Annotated in this window: 16 protein-coding genes; 4 read left to right on the forward strand and 12 right to left on the reverse strand. The window is 66.9% G+C overall.

Features of this window, described 5'->3' with window-relative positions:
• The first annotated feature begins 387 nt into the window (after positions 1-387).
• The gene (locus tag OG598_RS04890) at positions 388-2,043 is read left to right on the forward strand and encodes a glycoside hydrolase family 43 protein (protein WP_328653220.1); all 1,656 of its coding nucleotides are present in this window, start codon (positions 388-390) and stop codon (positions 2,041-2,043) included.
• A gap of 253 nt (positions 2,044-2,296) precedes the next feature.
• Positions 2,297-3,637, forward strand: coding sequence for a cytochrome P450 (locus tag OG598_RS04895; RefSeq protein ID WP_328653221.1), 1,341 nt, complete (start codon positions 2,297-2,299; stop codon positions 3,635-3,637).
• A 68-nt stretch (positions 3,638-3,705) separates the two neighbouring features.
• Here OG598_RS04895 and OG598_RS04900 read toward each other — a convergent pair whose 3' ends face one another.
• From OG598_RS04900 to OG598_RS04930, 7 genes are read right to left on the reverse strand one after another with little or no spacing between them, the layout of a single operon-like run.
• On the reverse strand, positions 3,706-4,896 hold the full coding sequence (locus OG598_RS04900) for an acyltransferase family protein (RefSeq protein ID WP_328653222.1): 1,191 nt from the start codon (positions 4,894-4,896) through the stop codon (positions 3,706-3,708).
• Positions 4,893-6,209 (reverse strand): glycosyltransferase, encoded by a 1,317-nt coding sequence (locus tag OG598_RS04905; protein WP_328653223.1) that lies wholly within the window; start codon positions 6,207-6,209, stop codon positions 4,893-4,895. Before OG598_RS04905 ends, OG598_RS04900 begins: the two co-directional genes overlap by 4 nt.
• 20 nt (positions 6,210-6,229) lie before the next feature.
• On the reverse strand, positions 6,230-7,150 hold the full coding sequence (locus OG598_RS04910) for a diacylglycerol/lipid kinase family protein (RefSeq protein ID WP_328653224.1): 921 nt from the start codon (positions 7,148-7,150) through the stop codon (positions 6,230-6,232).
• A complete protein-coding gene (locus tag OG598_RS04915; protein WP_328653225.1) occupies positions 7,137-8,132 on the reverse strand; it encodes an NAD-dependent epimerase/dehydratase family protein in 996 nt (331 codons plus the stop codon). The genes OG598_RS04910 and OG598_RS04915 overlap by 14 nt, the downstream gene beginning before the upstream one ends.
• Entirely contained in the window at positions 8,132-9,124 is a 993-nt protein-coding gene (locus OG598_RS04920) for a thiamine-phosphate kinase (RefSeq protein WP_328653226.1), read from the reverse strand. The genes OG598_RS04915 and OG598_RS04920 overlap by 1 nt, the downstream gene beginning before the upstream one ends.
• 58 nt (positions 9,125-9,182) lie before the next feature.
• Positions 9,183-10,169 carry a UbiA prenyltransferase family protein gene (locus OG598_RS04925; RefSeq protein ID WP_328653227.1) on the reverse strand — a complete coding sequence of 329 codons (987 nt, stop codon included), beginning with the start codon at positions 10,167-10,169 and terminating at the stop codon, positions 9,183-9,185.
• Entirely contained in the window at positions 10,166-11,515 is a 1,350-nt protein-coding gene (locus OG598_RS04930; protein ID WP_328653228.1) for an aminotransferase class I/II-fold pyridoxal phosphate-dependent enzyme, read from the reverse strand. The genes OG598_RS04925 and OG598_RS04930 overlap by 4 nt, the downstream gene beginning before the upstream one ends.
• Before the next feature lie 932 nt (positions 11,516-12,447).
• Between OG598_RS04930 and OG598_RS04935 the strand changes: the two genes are divergently transcribed.
• Positions 12,448-12,831: a VOC family protein gene (locus tag OG598_RS04935; RefSeq protein WP_328653229.1), complete on the forward strand. Its 384-nt coding sequence runs from the start codon at positions 12,448-12,450 to the stop codon at positions 12,829-12,831.
• 225 nt (positions 12,832-13,056) lie between these two features.
• Here OG598_RS04935 and OG598_RS04940 read toward each other — a convergent pair whose 3' ends face one another.
• The 5 genes from OG598_RS04940 to OG598_RS04960 all read right to left on the reverse strand — a co-directional run bounded on the left by OG598_RS04940 (position 13,057) and on the right by OG598_RS04960 (position 19,146).
• Positions 13,057-14,046, reverse strand: coding sequence for an NAD-dependent epimerase/dehydratase family protein (locus tag OG598_RS04940; RefSeq protein ID WP_328653230.1), 990 nt, complete (start codon positions 14,044-14,046; stop codon positions 13,057-13,059).
• Positions 14,047-14,102: 56 nt separating this feature from the next.
• A complete protein-coding gene (locus OG598_RS04945) occupies positions 14,103-14,816 on the reverse strand; it encodes a PIG-L deacetylase family protein (RefSeq protein WP_328653231.1) in 714 nt (237 codons plus the stop codon).
• A gap of 49 nt (positions 14,817-14,865) precedes the next feature.
• On the reverse strand, positions 14,866-16,125 hold the full coding sequence (locus OG598_RS04950) for a nucleotide sugar dehydrogenase (protein ID WP_328653232.1): 1,260 nt from the start codon (positions 16,123-16,125) through the stop codon (positions 14,866-14,868).
• Between the two features lie 998 nt (positions 16,126-17,123).
• Complete coding sequence (locus tag OG598_RS04955; protein ID WP_328653233.1) at positions 17,124-17,987, reverse strand: glycosyltransferase; 864 nt, start codon at positions 17,985-17,987, stop codon at positions 17,124-17,126.
• On the reverse strand, positions 17,926-19,146 hold the full coding sequence (locus OG598_RS04960) for an MFS transporter (RefSeq protein ID WP_328653234.1): 1,221 nt from the start codon (positions 19,144-19,146) through the stop codon (positions 17,926-17,928). The genes OG598_RS04955 and OG598_RS04960 overlap by 62 nt, the downstream gene beginning before the upstream one ends.
• A gap of 666 nt (positions 19,147-19,812) precedes the next feature.
• On the opposite strand from OG598_RS04960, the gene OG598_RS04965 reads away from it, so the two are divergent.
• The gene (locus OG598_RS04965) at positions 19,813-20,517 is read left to right on the forward strand and encodes a 2OG-Fe dioxygenase family protein (protein WP_328653235.1); all 705 of its coding nucleotides are present in this window, start codon (positions 19,813-19,815) and stop codon (positions 20,515-20,517) included.
• The last annotated feature ends 9 nt before the right edge of the window (positions 20,518-20,526 follow it).

Here is a 20,526-nt window from a genome sequence, read left to right on the forward strand (position 1 = left end):
TCCTCGGACGGGCGCCCTGTACGTCGAGGAGTGTTGACCGGGGCGCCGACGTGTACCGGCATGGCCACCGGCGGGCCACCGGCCGGCCGCCTGCGCGGATCCGACTGTGCGCCGTCTCCGATCGATTTCGTGAACGGAGACATGCAGACGCGGGGACGCTCGGGAGCAGCCGTACCGGACCCGGAGGTCAGGCCCTCATCGCGGGACCACCAAGAGGTTGTGAGTGTGAAATATCGGAGCAACTTCCGGAAGCAAGCGACGTTGGAGATGACGTAGCTGTACAGGCCAACGCCATTGTCACTAAGGTGTAATAGCGGCTAGTCTGTGCCGATCGGGCGATCGAACATCGTCGAAACTTTCGACGAGGCTACCGTTACGGAGAAGCGAATGACGACCGCAACAAAGAGTCCGGCAGCAGCCGGGCCCCACGGCGGCGAGGTGCCTGGCCGACTGATCCGGAACCCGGTCCTTCCCGGCTTCAACCCCGACCCGTCGATCTTGCGCGTCGGCACTGATTACTACATCGCCACGTCAACCTTCGAGTGGTACCCGGGGGTCCGGCTGCACCACTCGACCGACCTGGTGCACTGGCGACCGCTCGGTGGCGTCATCACCGAGCAGCGGCTTCTCGACCTCAGCGGAGCGGGCGACTCCAATGGTGTGTGGGCGCCCGATCTGTCCTATGTGGACGACGAGTTCTATCTCCTGTATGCCGACGTGGCAAGCTTCGCCAGCGGATACTGGGATCCGCAGAACTATCTGGTGACCGCGCCCGACCTCGCCGGGCCCTGGTCGGACCCGGTGGTACTGCACGGGCGTGGGTTCGACCCGTCGCTGTTCCACGACGAAGACGGCACAACCTGGATGCTGTCGATGCTCGCCGACTGGCGGCCGGGCCGTGATCGCTTCGCGGGCATTCAGATCCAGCAGTACGACCGCAAGGCTCGCCGCCTCGTCGGCACCGAGCGGACAATTTTCCAGGGAACCACCGCCGGCGTCACCGAGGCTCCGCACGTCTACCAGAAGGACGGCTGGTACTACCTGCTGACCGCAGAGGGCGGCACCTCCTGGACGCACCAGGCGACGATTGCCCGATCTCGCAGCCTGTTCGGCCCGTACGAGGCCCATCCGGCCGGCCCGCTGCTCACCTCGAACGGTCGTCCCGAGCTGGAGCTGCAGAAGTCCGGCCACGGCAGCCTCGTGTCCACGCCGGACGGGCGTTGGTACCTGGCGCACCTGACGGCCCGGCCGTACACGCCCCTCGGCCGGTGCGTGCTCGGCCGGGAGACGGCAATCCAGGAGGTGGATTGGCCGGAGGGGGAGTGGCCGCGCATCGAGGACGGGATACCGGCGATGCTCGTACCCGTGCCAGGTGAAGCTGAGCCGGCCGAGGATCTGGTCGAGGAGCGGGACGACTTCACCGAGCCGGTGCTCGGCCCCGAGTGGTCGACGCTGCGCCGTCCCGCCACCGCGGACTGGGTGGACCTCGCGTCGCGGCCCTCGTTCCTGCGGATTCACGGCGGCCAGTCGCCGGTCGGCCGACAGCGTCCGAGCCTGGTCGCGCGTCGCGTGACCTCGAAGCAGTGCGAGCTGACCGCCTCCATGCACTTCGAGCCGGCCAACTACCGCCAGCTCGCCGGCGTCACCGCCTACTACAACACCCGCAACTGGCACTACGCCTATGTGACCGCCGACGACGACGGTCAGCCGGTACTCGAGGTGATGTCGTCCGACAACGGTCGGCGTGTGATGCACGAGGCGTGCCACGTCGATCTGCCGAGCGCGGGCGACATCACGCTGCGGGCCACCTTCGACGGTCCGCGTCTCACGTTCGCCTACCAACTGGCCGGTGAGGCGCGCTGGGTCGACCTGCCGGCAGAGCTCGACGCCACCATCCTGTCTGACGAATACGCCGCGACCCTTGTGGATGGTGAGCCTGAGGGCTGGGGCTTCACCGGCGCGTTCGTCGGCCTGTGGGTTCAGGACCTGGGCGCCGAGGGCGTCCACGCGGACGTCGACTGGGCGTCGTACCGCCACTGGTGAACAACCTCCGGCGCGAGCGCAGCAGCCGCGCCTGCCTGCCCGCACAGCCGGGCGTGCGCGCCGTCCAGCGGTGCCACGCCCGGCTGTCGTTCCTTCACCGACCACCGGGGCGCCGACTGGTGCCGACCTCGTGGCTGCGGCAAGACCGACAACGATGACCATCGCTGCGAATTGCGAGGGCTGAAGGACTGAAAAGGGGTACGGCGCGTGGAAATATAGTCGACGAACGTCGATCTACTGAACGGGGATCACCGTGACGACACAGTTGTCCAAGGCCGCCGCCGTACTACCGGGCCCGACCGGGCATCCGCTCCTCGGCATGCTGCCGGAGCTCCGCCACGACCTGCTGGGATCGATCCTCGACGGATTCCACACGTACGGCGACGTGGTGGCCTACCACGTCGGCCTCCCTCGGGGGCCACGCGCCGTCAGCGTCGACGTGGTGAACGTGCACCACCCCGACGGCATCCATCAGGTCCTCACCACGCCCCAGGTCTTCAGCCGCCGCGCGAGCGCGTACGAAATCCTTCGGGAGTTCATCGGTGAGGGCCTGTTGACCAGCGACGGAGACCGCTGGCTGCATCAGCGGCGGACGCTGCAACCGCTGTTCACGCCGCGCCGGGTGGCCCGCTACACCGAGCTGATGGCCGAGGAAGCGGCCCGCGTCGTCAACGACATGGCGGTCACCGCGGGGTCCGTCGTGGACCTGTACCAGGTCATGCAGCGTTACACGATGCGGGTGGTCGGCCGGGCACTGTTCGGCGACGACATCGACGAGGTCGTCCCCCGTCTACAGGAGCTCATGCCCATTCTGGGGGACCTCGCGCTGGCGCGCGCCCTACAGGTTGTCAAGCTGCCGTTGAGCTGGCCGACTCCGCGGTCGCGCCGGATCACGCAGGTCCGCGCGACCCAGTACGACATCATCGACCGGATCATCGCCGCCCGTCAGCGGACCGGCGGCGAGGCGAACGAGGACATGCTCAGCCGGCTGTTCGAGGCCAAGGATCCGGAGACCGGGCAGACGCTGTCCATGGAGGAGATCCGGGATCAGATGCTCGTGTTCCTGCTCGCCGGGCATGAGACGACCTCGGCTGGGCTGGCCTTCACCATGCATCTGCTGGGTCGGCATCCGGAGGTGCAGGAGCGGGTCGTGGCCGGGATCGGCACTGGCGATCAGGAGCTGGTGCGAGCCGCGGTCATGGAAGGCATGCGGCTGTACCCGCCCGTGTACAGCATGGAGCGAATGGCCGAGTCCGACGTGGTCGTCTCCGGACACCGCATTCCGGCCAACACCAAGGTGGTGGTCGCTCCCTGGGTCACGCACCGGCATCCGGAGTTCTGGCCCGACCCGGAGCGCTTCGAGCCCGACCGGTTCCTCGGGCAGCAGGATCGACCGCGCTACGCCTACTTCCCCTTCGGTGGTGGCCCGCGCAGTTGCATCGGGGAACACTTCGCGCTGCTGGAGATGACAGTGCTGCTGAGCGCGTTGCTCGCCCGTTACCGTGTCGCCACGCCCGACGAGCGGTTGGAGGTCGTACCGATGGTCACTCTGCGTCCCGCTGGCGCGGTCCGGGCCACGCTGACCGTCAGGTGAACTGGTGCCCTGGCTGATCCGGCGCGGATCAGCCAGGGCATCGTTCGGTTGCCGGCGTCCGGCCGCCGCTATGTGACTCGCGTGCCGTCACCCGTCGCGGCGGGCATCGGTTCCAGGGCGGGCGAAGCGGCAGCCGCTGCGGCGGGCTGAGGGGCGGCGGCTGGTTTCCGGGCCTTGGCGAACCGGCGCATCATCGGCCGTTCCACGCCGATGTGAAGCAGCGATGCCAAGCCGAGGGTCACCAGGTAGGCGCCGACCATCACGGCGAGCGCGGCGGCGACGCCGAAGCCGTTCGGAGACATGTTGCCGGCGCCGTACAACACCAGGATGTGGAGGAGGTAGAAGGCGAAGGACGTGTCACCCAGCCAGCCGGTGACCCGCCCGCGCAGCGGTGAGCGGTGCCCCTCGACGTCCGCCCGCGCCGCGGCGGCCACCAACAACGCGAGCGGGATGACCATCGCCGCGACGACCGAGTAGAGCAGCGGGACGACCTCGGAGACGCCGTAGAAGGCCAGCGTGACAAGTGCGGCGGCGGGCAGGCTCAGCCTGATCCACAGTCCCCGCATGACGAGCTGGGCGATGACGATCCCAAGGACGAAGTCCAGCATCCGGATCAACGGGAACTGTTGGACGAACCAGAACTGCGGAAATGCCGCGTCCGCGTAGGTGTAGGTCGGCTCGGCCGGAAGGAAGGCCATGGAGAAGGCGGGTGCGACGAGCATCGCGGCGACGATGCCACCCGCGAGCGACCAGAGCCAGGCAGCGTTGAGCCTTCGGATGCCGGCGAGCACCCACGGGAACGACGCGTAGAAGAAGATCTCACAACTCAGCGACCAACTCGGCGGATTGACTCCGTTGAAGATGAACTCATTCGGGATCCAGCTCTGCACCAGCGCGAGGTTCGCCACCGTCGGCCACAGCGGCGCGCCCCCTCGTACCAGGATCAGGAGGACGATGAACACGGCACAGACGACCAGGTGATTCGGCAGGATCCGGGCGGCCCGGCGGCGCCAGAACCGGCGATTCGGCTCGTGGTCGGGAGCCGACCAGGTCAGGACGAAACCGCTGAGGATGAAGAAGAAGCCGAGCGCAGCAGATCCGGTACGGCTGAGGGCGATGTACCACCAGTCGTCGATCCGCTCGTCGGCGAAGAAGCCGAACAACGTCGTGTGCGAGAAGAAGACAGTGACCGCGGCGATCCCTCGCAGACCGTTGAGTGTCGGCAGTTGCCGGGCCATACGTCCCGCCTGCTGCGTCATCGGCGGCCACCTTCCGTCGTTTCGGACATCTCCTGTCTGCGTACCGGTCGGCGTGTGCGGAACGCCTTCTCCGCGATGTCCGCCGCGCGTCGCACGCCGTCCAACTCCGCGATCCGGTGTTTGTAGTGCTGCGCCTTCGCGCGGTAGGCGGGGTCGCCGCTCACCTTGTCGATGGCTGCCCGCAGCCGCGCCGGTGTCACCTTGTGCACCGGGATGAACTCGCCAGCGCCGAGGTACTTGAGCCGGGCGGCCACGCCTGGTTGGTCGTTCCCCACGGGCAGCGCGACCATCGGCACGCCATGGGCGAGCGCTTCCAGTGTGGTGTTGATTCCGGCGTGCGTGATGACGAGAGACGTCCGCGCCAGCAGATCGAGCTGTGGCGCGTACCGGACCACTATCGGGTTTCCGGCAAGGCCCGTCGGCGGCTCGACGTCCGTGCTGCCGAGGGAGATGACCAGTTGCGCGTCGAGTCCGGCACAGGCCGTGGCGATCGCCTCGAATATGTGCGGGAGGCGGTTCTGGAGGGTGCCCATCGACGCGTAGATCAACGGACGGTCGTCGAGCTGCTCCCACGGGAACGGCACCGGCTCGGTGCTGTCCTCGTCGTGGAACGGCCCGGTGTAGTGGAACGAGTCCGGCAGGCGGGTGCGGGGGAAGTCGAAGAACGGCGGTTGCTGGGTGATCTGGGCGAGATCCGAGCCGTCGTTCACACTGTTGATGAGCGGCAGGCCCCACGCGGCGCGACTCTCGTTGATCCGTTGCAGCACCGGCCGGATGACCCGGGCGATCACCTGGTCGCCCACCATGTTGCGCACCCGCGCGAGCAGCGACGGATGGTACGGCCACGCGGTCATGAACGGCGGCACACCGGGCTCGGTGTTCAGCGCCAGCGCGTTGCACACGTTCACGACCGGAATGTCGAGGTGTTCGGCGACGGTGTTGCCAGCGCCGTAGACCTGGTCCACCAGCAGCGCGTCGATGCCGTGCTTCTTCACCAGAACCGGCAGATCCCGCAGGAGAACCTCGACCTCGCGCACGTACCCACGGACGATGAAGCGTATGGCGGCCAGGCCGGTCAACTGGCCCTGCTCCTCGGAGAAGCGGGCCAGTGAGCCGACCGGAAACTCGCGCTCACCGATCGGCGCGAAGGCGAACCTGGCCGTGAACGACTTCGTTCCGGCGTCTGGCAGGGAAACCAGCGTGACCCGGTGGCCCCGCCGAAGCAGTTCTCTGCCGAGCGTTGCCATGGGGCTGAGTTGGCCGGTGTAGTCGGGAACCACGAGTCCGATGTGGAACGTGTTCGGGGCAGGCACCTGTCGCTCCCTTGCTGGGCTCATACCACCGTCGTCAGGCACGACGGATGTATCGAAAACTCGGCCGGGGTGTATCCGACGATCTCGCCGTCGACCTCCACCGGCAGCGGGCTGTCCGCGTCGACGCTCACGGTGCGGACTTCCTGTCGGTGGATCGCCGGGTGGCCCGCAGCGGCACCGCGGAACACCTGCCACATCAGCCCGGCCACGTCGACGCGGCCGACACCCGCCACCCGTACCGCGTCCAGGTGTCCCGCCCGCGGGGGCTGTGTGCCGCCGAAGGTCAGCCCACCGGCGAAGTACGGCACCTTGAGCACGGCGAGATTGGTAATGGTCTGGCTGGACGCTTCGCCGTCGAGTTCCAACCGCACCGCGACGGGCCGCCAGCGGGCCAGCGTCCGGATGCTCGACGTCGTCTCGGCGAGTTGGAGGTTGAGCCGCTTGAGCACCCGGTTGACAGGGGTCTTCTCGGTGAACCGCTGGCCGATCACGCTGATCAGCCCGACCGTGCAGCTGACGAGGAAGTACCGCTGGTCACGCGTGCCGTCAGGTCGGGTGAAGGTCACCGTACCGACGTCGGTCTCCCGGTCGCGGGTACGGTCGAGCAGGCCACCGAGGTGGGTGACCGGCCGCAGGCCGCGAGCGAAGTCGTTGCAGGTACCGGCCGGCACGTACGCCAGCCGTACCTTCTCCCCGCCCCCCTCCAGCAGCCCGTTGGCAACCTCGGACAACGTGCCATCGCCGCCGACCGCCACCACGGTGCCGTATCCGTCCTCCACCGCCTGCCGCCCGAGGGCGATGCCGTGCCCGGGATAGCGGGTGGACCAGCACTCCGCCTCGGGTAGTTCCGCGGCGATGCGCTGCACGATCGTGCGCCTGCGCTGGACCCCGGACGCGGGGTTGATGATGCAGACGACGCGGTCGTTCTCATCGGCTGCCATGCGCCTGCTCCATCTCCAGATCGGCCATGGCGTGGCTCAGCGCCTCCGCGAAGCCGTACCGGGGTGAATAGCCGATCGACCGGATCCGGCCGACGTCGTACCGCATTCCCCCTGCGACGGACCGAACCGCGTAGCGGGTGAGCAGCGGTCGGCCGGATCTGATGCCGATGCCGGCCATCCCGGCCAGTTCGGACAGGGCCCCCGCGGCCAGGGCGGCGCTGAAGGGGACCGACGCAGTCGGCGGCCTTGCCCCGATCCGCTCGGCCACCGCGGCGAACAACTGCCCCAGGGTCAGGCCGTACGAGTCACCGACGATGAACCGACCACCTGCGCAGCCGGGAGTGGTGGCGGCCAGCACGATCGCGTCGGCCAGGTTCCCGCTGTACGTCACCTCGATCGGGGGTACGCCGCGGTCGAACTGGACGAGCTTGCCGTCTCGCAGCCCGCGCACGAGCTCGGGCAGGAAGTTGCGGTCGCCGGGGCCGAAGACCCAGGCGGGGTACACCACAGTGACATCAAGACCGTTCCCGTGGTACGACCACGCCAGGTCCTCACCGGCGGCCTTCGACAGTGGGTATGGGTATCGCGGCACCCGCCGCGTCGACGCCTCGTCGATGACCTTCGTGGCGTTGAAACCGAAGACGTCGACGGTGCTCAGATAGACGAATCGGGAGACGCCGCAGCGCCGCGCCTCCTCCAGCACCGCCCGGGTGCCGTCCCGGTTCACCTGCCAGATGCGGGGGCCAGGTCGCCAGTCGGTCAGATCGGCGGCCGCGTGCACCACGAGGTCGACGTCCGCGCAGGAGCCGCGCAGCGACTCCGGGTCGGTCAGGTCACCGAGGTGCGTCGCGTACGTCGCGTCGTCCGGCGCGGGTGCCCGCACCAGGCCACGTACCGACCAGCCCTCTTCGCGCAGGGCGGCGGCGACCGCGCGGCCGACGCAACCAGTGACACCGGTCACCAGCGCGAGACGCGACCCCATCACGAACCTCCTGCCAGCAGGGCACGCAGGTCGGCGAGCAGCGACCCGGCCGGGTCGAGTGCCCGCATGCGCATCAGCAGGTTCCGCATCTCCTGGCGCTTGCCTGATTCGTCGATCAGCAGCAGCTCCGGGCCCGGGACGAGGTGTCCAACGTGGAGGGCAACCAGTCCGCGTTGCGACAGCGCCCGGGAACACGGCTCCGCGTCCGCTGGATCGATCGCGTACAGAAGCTCGAATTCGCCCCACTCGGCGGCAGCCGAACACCACCGAGGCAGGCCCGACGAGTCGGCGACGGCGGAGACGATCGGCGCGTACACCTCGTCGCGCAGCACCACCTCGGCCCCCAGGCCGTTGAGCTCGGCGAGGCTGACCGCCGCGCTCAACAGACCGTCGCTGGTATCGATGCACGCCCGGGCGTAGCGGCGCAGTGGCTCGGACGCGGCCACCCGCGCCTCAGGCAGCCACGGCTGGCCTGCCCCCGTACCGCCCAGTGCCAGGGCACGGAACCCGACCGCGTTGCCGGCTCCGATCGGGCCGGTCACATACAGCGCGTCGCCGGGCCGAGCACCTATCCGGCTCAGGACGGATTCGCGTGGGACGGTCCCCAGGGCGCACGAGGTGAAGCTCTCCTCGTTGGCCCAGTTGGTGTCACCGCCCACGATGTGGCAGCCGTAGCGTTCGGCGGCCTCGGATGCGCCGCGCCCGAATTCGCGGGCATCCTCGAGGGTCCAACCGTCCCGGCGCAGCGAGCAGGAGACCAGCACTGCCAAAGGATCGGCAGCCACCGCGGCGAGGTCGCTCACGCTGACGGTGGTGGTCAACCACCCTTTCGCGTACGGCGTGGTGGCGGTAGCCAGTTCGGCTCCGTCGTTCAACGTGTCGACGGTGACCGCCAGGAGCCCGGCGGTGCCCAGATCGAGGAGTTCGGCATCGGCCTCGAAGGCGTTGTTCAGTTGCCGCGGCGACCGGGCCATGCATTCGCGCATCGCCATGATCAGGCTGCCCTCGGCCGCGTCCAGGGACAGCCGGTTCCAGGCGGTAGAAGTCATGTCACGCCTGCCGGGAGGACTGGGTGGCACGCAGCGTCAGCTCCAGGAAGACCATCATCGGGACGGCGACGACGAGGAAGAGCGTCGGTCGGTGCAGCGCGCCGAGCGACAGGAAGAACAGTGTGGTAGCCCGGATGAACCAGACCAGCGCCTCGTACGCCCGGGTCTCCGGCGCCCGGTTCAGTGTCACGAGGCTTTGCGTGAACCCGAGCGCGGACGCGACGAGCAGCACCCAGAAGACGACCTCGGCGTAGACACCCGCACGACCGGCGTCCGCCACGGCGGCCGCACCTGCCGCTATCACCGCCACAACCGGAAATACCACGGCAATCCGGCTGGAGGCCCTGGTCCCGATGGCAACCGGCAGCGTGCGGTAGCCCGCGACCCGGTCGCCCTCGATGTCCTTGAAGTACCCGACGAGGCAGAAACCACTGAACACGACAGCGACGAGCGCCGTCTGGAACCAGGTCACCGCCGGGATGTCGAGCCACCCTGCGTCGGGCCGGACAGCCACGGCGCCGAGCACCGTGAACAGCGCCATGTCGACGCCATTGACGAGATTGCCCAGCATGGGGATGCGCTTGGTCCAGGAGTAGACCAGGTGCCCACCGATCGCGATCACACTCCACAGCGCCAGCGTCGGTGCGACCACGACGGCCACCACCATCAGGGCTGCGGACATCGCGAGCGTCAGCGCCAGGCCGATGTGCGGGTTGATCAGCCCCGTGACGAACGGGCGGTCCGGAGCATTGACCGCGTCGGCCTCGCGGTCGAACCAGTCGTTGATGACCACACCGACGCCGTATCCCAGGATGCAGAACAGCAGCCCGATCACGACACTCGCGACGCTGGCCCCGAGCGGCGGCGCTGTCATGCCGACCAGACCTGCCGACAACGAGAAGGGCACGAAGTGGAACCGCCACATCCGCGCCCAGGCAACCACCAGATCCCGGGTCCTGACTGCGGGTTCGAGTTGGTTGACGGTCATTGGTCCTCCAGGAGTATCAGGTCGCCGACCTCGGCGAACGCGGCGACGACACGCTTGAGCTGCTCCGGTGTGTGCGTGGTGGAGAAGCTCGCTCGCAGCCGAGGCGAAGCCGCCGGGGGAATAACCGCATTGACATAGACGCCGCGGTCCAGCAGGTTGCGCCACGCGAGCAGGGTCTCCTGCACGCCGTCGAGACGTACGGACACGATCGGCGTCTCGTTCGGGATCGGGTCGTAGCCCAGGGCCATGAGCTCGCGACGCACGTACGACGCGTTCTCTACCGCCTGCCGGCACAGCCACGGCTCCGCCCGCAGGATGCGCAATGCGGCGTACGCGGCGGCCAGGCTGGCCGGTGGGGCAGCCGCGCTGAAGATGAGGCTTCGCGCGTGGTGGCGCAGGTACTCGATGACATTCTCCGGGCCCAGCACCGCACCGCCGATCGACGCCAGCGACTTGCTGAAGGTGACAGTGACAAGGTCGACCTGATCGGTGACGCCGAAGTGCGCGCTGGTGCCCCGGCCATCGGCCAGCACGCCGATGCCGTGGGCGTCATCGACGAGCAGGCGGGCACCGTACTGCCGGCACAGCCGGACCACCTCGGTCAGCGGGCACAGATCGCCGGCCATCGAGTACACCCCGTCCACGACGACCAACCGGCCGGCGTCCGAGGGGCTGGCTGCCAACTGTCGCTCCAGGTCGTCCATGTCGTTGTGGGCGAACCGTCGAATCTTGGCCCGGCTCATGCCGCAGCCGTCGTAGACCGAGGCGTGCGCTTCGCGGTCGAGGATGACCACGTCGTGACGCGACAGCAGCGAAGCGATCGCGCCGACGTTCGCCTGGTAGCCGGTCGGAAACACCAGTGCGGCCGGCATGCCGAGAAAGTCGGCCAGCTCGCGCTCCAGCTCGTCGTGTAGTGGCGTATTGCCGTTGAGTAGCCGCGACCCCGTGCGCGACGTGCCGTACTCCGCGATCGCCGCCTGCGCCGCCGCTTTCACGCGCGGGTCAGAGGTCAGCCCGAGGTAGTTGTTCGAGCCGCACATGAGGATGTCGCCGTCGATCGTCTGCGCGACGGTCGCATCGTGCCCCTCGAAGGGAATGAAGTACGGGTAGAGCCCGGCGGCGCGAGCCTCCTGGCTCACTGTGTATGACTGGCAGCGACCGAAGATATCCACTGTCACCACGGTTCGCGAAACCCCTCTCATCTGGTGCTTCGTGTGCATCGGGCCGTTCAGGGGACCTGCTGCTTCAGTAGTCGGCAGAACCGCTCTGGACAGTGGTGGACCGGCGATCGGGATCGCCCGGCACGTAGCCGCCGTGCGGAGGGGGTGGGTGGTCGTCTCTCCCACCCGCCGGCGCAGCCAGCTCGCAGGTTGAGCCAGCACGGGACGGCGCGGCTCGACTCGGTGAACCGCAGCGCGAGGGCGTTCCTCGTCCCCGGCGAAGTGGTGGCGGCTCGGTCGCAGAGGACGGCGGGAGATGCTATTGATGCGCCCGGCCCGGCCGTCCCGCCCGACGAGCGAGGGCGTCGACGCGGCTCCCGGCAGTGGGGACACGCGGCCGGGTGCGATGCCGGCGGCGTTGCTGGCATCGTTGTCTGATCACTCTGGAGGTGAGGACGCAGGTCGGGCCACCGCGACCTGCGGTTCGGTTCCAAGGCTGACGCGCGCCAGCCGACATCAGGCCAATAGGCTCGTTAAGATCGACTCTTGTCTTGTCGGCTTGTGCCGCAGCGTTCCCCGGGATCCATGGCAAGAACCCAAGGATGCGGCGCTATGGCAGCGCAAGAAAAGTGGCGTTGCGACGTCAGCGCATAGATCATGATCCCCCCGTTCCGCTGCCTACATTCACCAGCGGCAATCGCTTGACGATCTCTCTGGGGCAGGATGCTACGCCGGATTCGCAGCGCGAGTCCAGTCCACTTTGGTCGGTAGATTCTCCCGAACACCGCGCCCGGACCGCCTTGCAGGTACTTCGCTCCAGGTGGCAAGCCAGAGGGCGAGATCAGTCCGTTGAACAAGATCGACGAATAGACGTCAGTGAAAGCCGTCTCTCGCCGGCGGCGTCGCCCTCACGACAGTGCCGCCGCGGATCGGCTGTGCCTACGGGTGGTCGGTGGTGGCAGCCGGGCGCTGGGCTCGCCGAATCCTGGATGGGCGATGTCGTGGTGGATCGCCAGCCGGGTGACCTGGCGGAATCCACGTGAGGGCTCCTCTTTGTCCCATTTGGCGGCCATGGATGTGGTCGCCGAGTCTCCGGGTGATGTGGATAATGGTCGATCGTGGCCCATCGCAGCAGACTCTCGACGATCCTGATCGACGTACCACGCGGCGAGGCGCCTGCAGCTACCGCCTTCTGGTCGAAAGCCCTCGGTGTGCCGGCACGTACAGTTCCCGATGAGCAGCAGTTCACCTCTCTACACGGCGCGCTGCCCGGGCTGGTTCTGGCGGTACAAGCCGTCGATGACCAGGCTCGATACCACGTCGACATCGAGACCGACGACGTCGAGGCAGAAGCTCGCAGACTGATCGCCCTCGGCGCCGTCGAGGTCGGCCGCTGGCTGGAGTGCATAACCTTACGGGCCCCGGGCGGTCACCTCTTGTGCGTCATCCCGTGCCACACCGATCCGGAGACCTTTGAGCCTCTGTCCCAGGCGTGGGAGTAGATGCGCGGATCAAGGTTTGATCGCGGTGCCGCATGGCCGGCGAGGTCCTCGCGACCTGCGCCTGGTCGGCCGATAGTGGACTGATGGAACCAGCTCCGTCCGATCGCCGACGAGTCGTAGCCGTGCTCGGCTCACCGGCCGGGCCGCTGCCGCTCTGGGCGCGGCCCGGCTGAGATCTTCAGAACAGCGAGACAGGCGCAAGATCCAAAGCTGCGTCCGTTCTGATTACGGAGCGGTCAGCAGCGGATCACGTTCGTCCGCGCGCTGTGCGTCGACGACGGATTGCACGATGTCGTCAAGGCCGTAGCGGACGGTGTAGTTGATGAGTTCGTGGGCCAGCGACAGATCTGGCATACGGCGAGCCATGTCCTCGAAGCCGCTACCGTAGGCGACGTCGTAGGGCACCGTATGGATGTCACTGGTCGAGCGGGTGAAGTCCTTGACTTTCTCGGCGAGTCCGCGGATGGAGATCTCCTCGCGCCCGCCGAGGTTCACCGCTCTACCGTGCGCCGCAGGGGTCTGCAGCAGTTGGACCATCGCGGGTACCACGTCGTAGACCGACCCGAAGCACCGGCGTTGCGTGCCGTCGCCGTACACCGTGATCGGTTCGTGGCTGAGCGCCTGCGCGACGAACCGGGGCAGGACCATGCCGTACCGACCCGTTTGCCGCGGTCCGACGACGTTGAACAGGCGATAACTCACGCAGGGGGTGCCCGTCTCGGAGGCGCGGACGTGTGCCACCAACTCGTCGAGACCCTTGGCCGCCGCGTATGACCACCGGCTGAGCAGCGGGGACCCAAGGATCCGGTCGGCGTCCTCGCGGAGCCCGTCGGCGTCGTTCTTGCCGTACACCTCGCTGGTCGACGTGACGCCGAATGGCACGCCCTGCGTCGCCGCTGCCTCGACGACGTTTTCCGTTCCGTGCAAGTTGACGCGCAGTGACTGGAGAGGGCTGTCGACGATCGTTCGAACGCCGACGGCGGCGGCGAGATGAAAGACCGCATCCTGGCCGCGGACGCACTCGTTCACCAGGTCACGGTCGAGGATCGACCCCTCCACGAGGCGTACGCTGCCGGCGTCGAGACAACCGGAGATGTTTGCCACCGAACCAGTGGAAAGCTCGTCGAGCACGGTGACGTCATGGTGTTGCTCAACCAGGAATTCACAGAGGTGGGAGCCGATGAATCCGGCGCCCCCGGTGACAAGAACTCGCATAGCTGGCTTCCTTTCGGCAGCAGGTGGGATGAGGCGGGACGGTCAGACGTGGCCCGTCAGGCCAGGCATCGCATGATGTGGAACGCCTCGGCCAGCGGTACGCCGGCCTGCATGCCACGCAGTACCGCGAGGCTGCGGAGGGTTTGTTCGGAGCGCGTATGTGGATGCTCGTGTATCTGGGTGGCGTACTGCCGCATCCCTTCGAGTTTGCTGCCGAGGTCGTCCTCGGCGAGCTCGACCAGAAGGTTGGGCATGGGGACCGCATCGGTGCGCCACTGGTCCGCAGCCTCTTCGTAGGCCAGCACGAGATCCGGGTGATGGCGTAGCCGGGTGTTGGATGGTCGAGTCGCGGTGTGAGCCGCCTCAGCCACGGCCTGGTGGTCCTGGTTGTAGCTGGAACGGTGCGGAGCGATCAACATCGTAGGCCGCAGCTTGGCGATGGCCAGCGGGCTTTCCTGCTCCACCATGTTGGTGAGTTCGAGTCGGGGAATCTGGTCGAGTCGGAGGTGATACTCGTCGCCCGGGAAAGCCATGTGCCAGCCGTCCCATTGTTGGTAATCCGCGACCCGCTTGATTTCGTCGTTACGCTCGGTGGGGCTGGAGAAGACGGACGAGGACTGGTCGGTGGTGTGGCCGACGGTGAGGAACTGGACGAAGACCTCGGCGCCGGCGGACTTCGCTTTGTGGATCAATCCGCCGCAGCCGAGGATTTCGTCATCGGGATGCGGCGACAGGATGAGGATGCGCTGTTGCGCCCAGTTGAAAGTCATTGTGGATTTCCGTTTCCGTGAGTCGTCCGAAGGTCTCCTGAAGCGCGGCTCAGAGGCGCTCGACGTTTTCGTGACGTCCCACGCGGCCGCTCGTGTCGAGCACCAGCCGGGAACGCCGGACAATGGCCGCGAGGTCGAACGCCGAGTGCGCCTGGAGCAGTACGACGGCGTCGCAATCGTGGACCGCGTAGAGGGGGGCCTCCACCGCAGGGATGCTCACCCCGTCGACGGACCAGTGCCGGATGTAAGGATCGGCGAAACACAATTCGGCGCCAAGGCTGAGCAGCTCGCGGGCCAGTGGCAGTGCCGGGGTCTCGCGGTCGTCGGCGATATCCGGCTTGTACGTCACACCCAGCAGCATCACGCGCGCGCCGTTGACGGACTTCCGCTCCCGGTTGAGCGCCCGCTGTAGGCGGCTGGCGACGTATTTCGGCATCCGTCCATTGATCTCGTCCGCTGTTTCGGCCAACCGGAAGCTGTAGCCGAGCTTGCGGACGGTGTGCGACAGGTAGGAGGGGTCGATGGGGATGCAATGTCCGCCCACTCCCGGGCCGGGGAGGAACTTGTGGAAGCCGAAAGGCTTGGTGGCGGCGGCCTCGATGGTCTCCCACAGATCGATGCCCAGCTCCTCGCAGAAGATCGCCATTTCGTTGACCAGGGCGATGTTCACGTTGCGATACGTGTTCTCCAACAGCTTCGCCATCTCGGCCTCCCGTAGGCCCGAGGTGGGCACCACGCGGGAAACCAGCTTGCCGTAGAAGGTGGCGGCGTGGTCACGACAGCTCTCGGTCAAACCACCGACGACCTTTGGCGTGTTCCGCAGTCCGAATTGGCCGTTCCCGGGATCGATGCGCTCCGGCGAGTACGCCAGGCTGAAGTCGCGTCCCGCCGTGAGGCCCGATTCCTCCAGGAGCGGCCGGACGACTTCCTCGGTTGTTCCGGGATAGGTAGTGGACTCCAGGACGACCAGTGTGCCCGGCATCAGGCAGGCGGCGATCATGCGTGCCGCACTTCGCACGGCCGACAGGTCCGGCCCATGATCGTCGCTGAGTGGCGTCGGCACGCAGACCGTGATGACGGCGCTTTCGGCAAGCGACGCCGGGTCGGTCGTGGCCCGGAAGCCGGCGGCGAGCATCTCACCGAGATCGTCTTTGGAGATGTCGTCGACATAGGATTTTCCGCTGTTCAGCATATCTACGCGATTGGCGTCGATATCCACGCCGATGACACGCAGTCCGGCAGCGGCCGCCTCTTTCAGCAGAGGTAGACCAACATAGCCAAGACCAATCACCGCCAAGTCATACGACACGCGAGGACTCTCCCCTGTTGATCCGTCCTCTACGGGGGTAGGTGAGTAGTCCTTCTCGAAAGACAGATGCGACCGAGCATCGTCCAATATCATGGAGGTAACCGACTTCTGTCCCATGACCGCCTCATTTCGACCAGACTTCTTACTGTCCGTCGGTCCGCGTACCCGCGACCGGGCCGCGCGCCGGCCGCGCCCGGGCTCCTTGCGGTGCGCCAGGCCTGCCTATGGAGAGTCCCGCGGCCAAGGGGTCGACCTTCTGTTGGCCGATTGCCGGTGCCAGCCCCTGGTGGGCCTCGGACCATCTCTTACGCGCCTGCTACTCGACTTGTTGAAACCAGCGACGGGAGAGCGCACGATTCGTGTCCGCTCTCCCGGTAGGCTGAATGCGATCCGTCCTTTCGCAGTTCCTTTATATTGGTAGCAGCAACGTACTCCCGCGGCGGTACCGCATTAGTGTTCTCCCGGTTACTCAATACAATCATGGAACTGCTCATCAGGACGGGGATTTACTACTGAGGTGAGCTCGACCAGAGTCGCCGGTGCAATGTGGTCCACCCGGGTCGTGTCCGGTCAGTTCGGGTATTGCTCGGGACAGGCGTGGACCATCGATGGACGGGTCTTTGCGACAGAATTCCGTCTTGGGAGTTGGCATTCAGTGATTGCCTGTCGCGGCATGGTCGACGTGCCAGTGGCCGCAGCTGCCGGCGTGCAGACGCCGTGCTGCGCCGAGACGCGGCGGCGGGCCGCCCGACCACGGCCGGTCGCACGTAGTCCTGGTCGGCAGGCCGTCCGTCGGTGAGCGTGGCGCAAAAGGCGATGCTCAGTGTCGGGGCGACATCATCGACGCGTGGTGTTCGCGGAATCGCCTCGAGTGCAGACTGCGCAGAGTCGTTGACCACGCGCAGCGCGCCGGCCTGGGTCGCATCGACGGCGGCCGGCGCGCGGGGCGCGCCGCGCTGATATGTGGTGCGTGGGCCCACGTACCAGCTGCGGTCCGGTCAGTGGGTCAGCTTCCGGCCCCGGATGACATCGTTGATGACGAAGAAGTTGATGGTCGGGACGATGTCCAGCAGACGCGTAATCGGCGTGTCGTACTTCCGGGCCATGTACCGATAGTTGGCGACTGCGTCGGCGCCTTCGCCGTCCCGCTCGTGCGGCCAGTGCAGCGACATCGCGTTCCGGTCCAGGAACATTCGGGCTCCGTCGCGGTGCAGCCGGTAGCCGAGGTCGACGTCCTCGCCACCCCATGCGCGGAACGCGTCGTCGAACATGCCGACACGCCGCAGCTGTTCCGTCCGCACCGAGGCGTTGAACGTCCAGTACATGAGCCAGGGCGCGGGCGCGGCCGAGAAGTCGTCACCTTCCCGGATGAAGAAGTCCTCCCTGATGTCAGGGTGCAGGCCCTTCTCGCGCCACTGCTCGATCGTCCCGTCCACATTGTTGACGTCGAGGTCGGCAAGGACCTCGTCGGCGTTCTCGTTGTTGAGGCTGTAGCCGAACACGTATCCGCATACGGCGATCGGCTCGGTTGAAGCCTCGTGGTGGGCGAGGTGAACGCGCAGGAGGCTGGAGTGCGCCATCACACCCGCGTCCATGAAGACGGTGACCTCGCCCTGCGCATGGGTGATGCCGAGGTTACGGGCCCCGGCGGCCCGGTAGCCCTCGTCCTCTTGGAAGAAGTAGCGCAGGTTCATCTGGTCCGTGTACTTCTTCACGACATCCGCGGTGTCGTCGGACGATCCGTCGTCGACTACCAGCACCTCGTAGTCATCGTGATCGAGATCCTGATGGACGAGTGACTCAAGTGTGAGCTGCAGAATGTCCGACCGGTTGTAGGTCGGGATTACGACGGACAGTTTCATCGTCTCTCCTTCTCTTGCGGGACATTTCGTGGCCGGCGAGCAACGCGAACGCCGCAGCTGTCAGCAGGCCACCGAACAATGGGATGACGCGCACACCGGCCGTCGCCAGCAGGCCCGCGCCGATGAACGAGCCGGCGGCGAGGCCGAAGTTGAACGCGACACTGAGGCTTGCTGACGCCATGTCGGTGGTCGACGGGGCGACCTGCATGATGCGGTGCTGGATTCCGGCGATCAGCGAGCTGAAGGACATCCCCGCCACGGCGAGCAGGGGGATCGTCAGTACCTTGCTCGAGCCACCCGCGTAGAGGCCGAGCATCGCGGTGGTGATGAGCCCGAGTAGACCCAGCACGACACCGAGCGGAAATCGGTCCAGGACCCTGCCGACCGCCCAGGTGCCGGCGACGCCGAACGAGCCTTGAACGAAGAGCAGCAGGCCGAGTGATGCTGCGGCGAACCCGCTGACGTCGAGGAGGAAGACGGTCATGTAGGTGAACGCGCCCATGGCGCCGGTGACCGCGAGGATGGTGGCGACGAGGAGGACGACGAAGCGATGCCGGTCCGGCATGGGCCCGGTTTCACCGGCGCTCTCTTGCGGCGTGACGCTCGGCAGGAGCAGGGCGACCGCGATGCAGGTGACGAAGCCGAAGATGGCCATCGCGATGAAGGCGGCCCGCCACCCGGCCTGCCCGCCCAACCAGGTACCCAGTGGCACGCCGAGGACCGGGCCGAGCGCGTTGCCGATCGACAGGCGAGCCACGATGCGGCCTCGGATGTTCGCCGGGAACATCGAGATCGCCACCGGGAACACCACCGCCCAGAAGATGCCGTTCGTGGTGGCGGACACCAGCCGCGCGGCGAGCAACACCTCGTAGGAGGTGGCGAAGGCTGACACCGCCGTCGCCGCGGCGAACACACCGAGGGCACCGGCGAGCAGCGGGCGCCGGGGCACACGCCGAGTGACCCGGGTCAGCGGGAGCGCCACAATCATGACCACCACGGCGTACCCGGTCACCAGCAGACCGGCCTCCGACCTGGTGCGTCCCAGGTCCGGCGCGATCAGGGTGAGCAACCCGATCGGAAGCACCTCGGTGGTGACGTAACAGAAAGTGGCTGCGGACAACGCGGCGAGGGCATAGACCGCGCGTCGTTGCTGCACCATTGGCTACCTCCCAAAATCCTGGACAAGGTGTAGCAAGAAGCCGCCACGCAAGCGGTGCGCCGCGGACACTCGATCATCCCGATGGCGCTACTCAATCGCAGATCAGCTTGCGTGAACCCGGCTAATTGCGTTTTGACGGTAGCATAGACGATCCGACATCCCCGGCCGTGTCCACACTAGAGACTGTTTTCGCACCTCGGTGCGGTGCGGCGCGGCGCGGCGGAGGTGAAGCCGGCCAGGAAAGCTACTGCCGAAGGCAGTCTGACAGGGAGCTGGGCGGGCGTCGCGGAATCCGATCACGTATCGGTTGGAGACGTCCGGTGTGGGCACGGGAGCAGGCGCCAGCGATCGATGCGGACGAGCCGCAGCTGGAGGGCGAAGCTGTCGAGACCGGTCATCAGGTGCCGCCACCGACTCGGCCTCTGCCGGCCCGCGCGTTCGGCGCCGAGCAGTCCGCCGGCATGCCGGGCCTTACGCGGGGTCGCGCACTTCGTCAGTGCTGACGTCAGTGCCGGCGTTGCCACCCATCAGGCCGATCCGCATCACATGGGTGAGGACCAAATCCGGTTCTGGGTGCCCTTTTTCGAGGTGTTGAGTGGAGCTCGGCCGGGTGCAGAGTACTGCCCCGCCAGTACGTTCATTCCTGGATAAGAAGGGAGGCACGGAATGCCTATCAAAGATTTCGTCCTGCTCCGTCCACAGGACATCGTGAAGAACGGATGGGCCCATGAGCAACTACACGTTTCCGTAGGTAGCGGGTGGGACGAATTCGCGAAATTCTGGGACGATCTTCCAATCGACCCCTACGTCCAACCGAGCCATCGGACGCGCCGATACCGTCGATTGGGGCGGCTGCTGGGGCGCTCCCGAGGTGGCCTGGAAACCCTGCCCGCCGAGCCGTTCTACCAGGCCGAGGACGTGAACCGGGTCTACGGCGGGCAGGTCAGGCAGTTCGCGCCGATTACCCCGGAGATGCACGGGAATGCGAACCTCCGAGCCGCCATCGCGCACGACCTGGGCTTTATCAGCCGCGCGAGCGGAATCGACGGTGACTGGGTGATAACCGTCCACATGATTCGCGTGGCGGCCGACGGTGACAGCACCTCGGCACCGGCGCCGGAAGGCCGCCACAGCGACGGTCACGACTACGTGGCCATTCATCTGGTCGGCCGTCAGAACTGCACCGGCGGGGTCAGCCGCGTCTTCCGCAAGGGTGAGAACGAGCCGCTGTTCGAGCACACGATGGTGAACCCGATGGAAACAATTGTGCTCGATGACCGCGCGATGGAGCACGAAGTTTCCCCGATCGGACCCGTGGGCGCGGGCATCGCGACCCGCGACATGATGATCATCGATTTCGATCGAGCCTAGTCTTCCGGA

The sequence above is a fragment of the Micromonospora sp. NBC_00330 genome, assembly GCF_036136635.1.
Taxonomy (GTDB): Bacteria; Actinomycetota; Actinomycetes; order Mycobacteriales; family Micromonosporaceae; genus Micromonospora; species Micromonospora salmantinae.

Excerpts from the sequence above, each read along its gene's own strand:
- OG598_RS04890 (WP_328653220.1), top strand. The coding sequence starts at position 388 with ATGACGACCGCAACAAAGAGTCCGGCAGCAGCCGGGCCCCACGGCGGC.
- OG598_RS04900 (WP_328653222.1), bottom strand. The coding sequence starts at position 4,896 with ATGACGCAGCAGGCGGGACGTATGGCCCGGCAACTGCCGACACTCAAC.
- OG598_RS04910 (WP_328653224.1), bottom strand. The coding sequence starts at position 7,150 with ATGGCAGCCGATGAGAACGACCGCGTCGTCTGCATCATCAACCCCGCG.
- OG598_RS04915 (WP_328653225.1), bottom strand. The coding sequence starts at position 8,132 with ATGGGGTCGCGTCTCGCGCTGGTGACCGGTGTCACTGGTTGCGTCGGC.
- OG598_RS04920 (WP_328653226.1), bottom strand. The coding sequence starts at position 9,124 with ATGGCGATGCGCGAATGCATGGCCCGGTCGCCGCGGCAACTGAACAAC.
- OG598_RS04925 (WP_328653227.1), bottom strand. The coding sequence starts at position 10,169 with ATGACCGTCAACCAACTCGAACCCGCAGTCAGGACCCGGGATCTGGTG.
- OG598_RS04940 (WP_328653230.1), bottom strand. The coding sequence starts at position 14,046 with ATGCGAGTTCTTGTCACCGGGGGCGCCGGATTCATCGGCTCCCACCTC.
- OG598_RS04945 (WP_328653231.1), bottom strand. The coding sequence starts at position 14,816 with ATGACTTTCAACTGGGCGCAACAGCGCATCCTCATCCTGTCGCCGCAT.
- OG598_RS04955 (WP_328653233.1), bottom strand. The coding sequence starts at position 17,987 with ATGAAACTGTCCGTCGTAATCCCGACCTACAACCGGTCGGACATTCTG.
- OG598_RS04960 (WP_328653234.1), bottom strand. The coding sequence starts at position 19,146 with ATGGTGCAGCAACGACGCGCGGTCTATGCCCTCGCCGCGTTGTCCGCA.
- OG598_RS04965 (WP_328653235.1), top strand. The coding sequence starts at position 19,813 with ATGCCTATCAAAGATTTCGTCCTGCTCCGTCCACAGGACATCGTGAAG.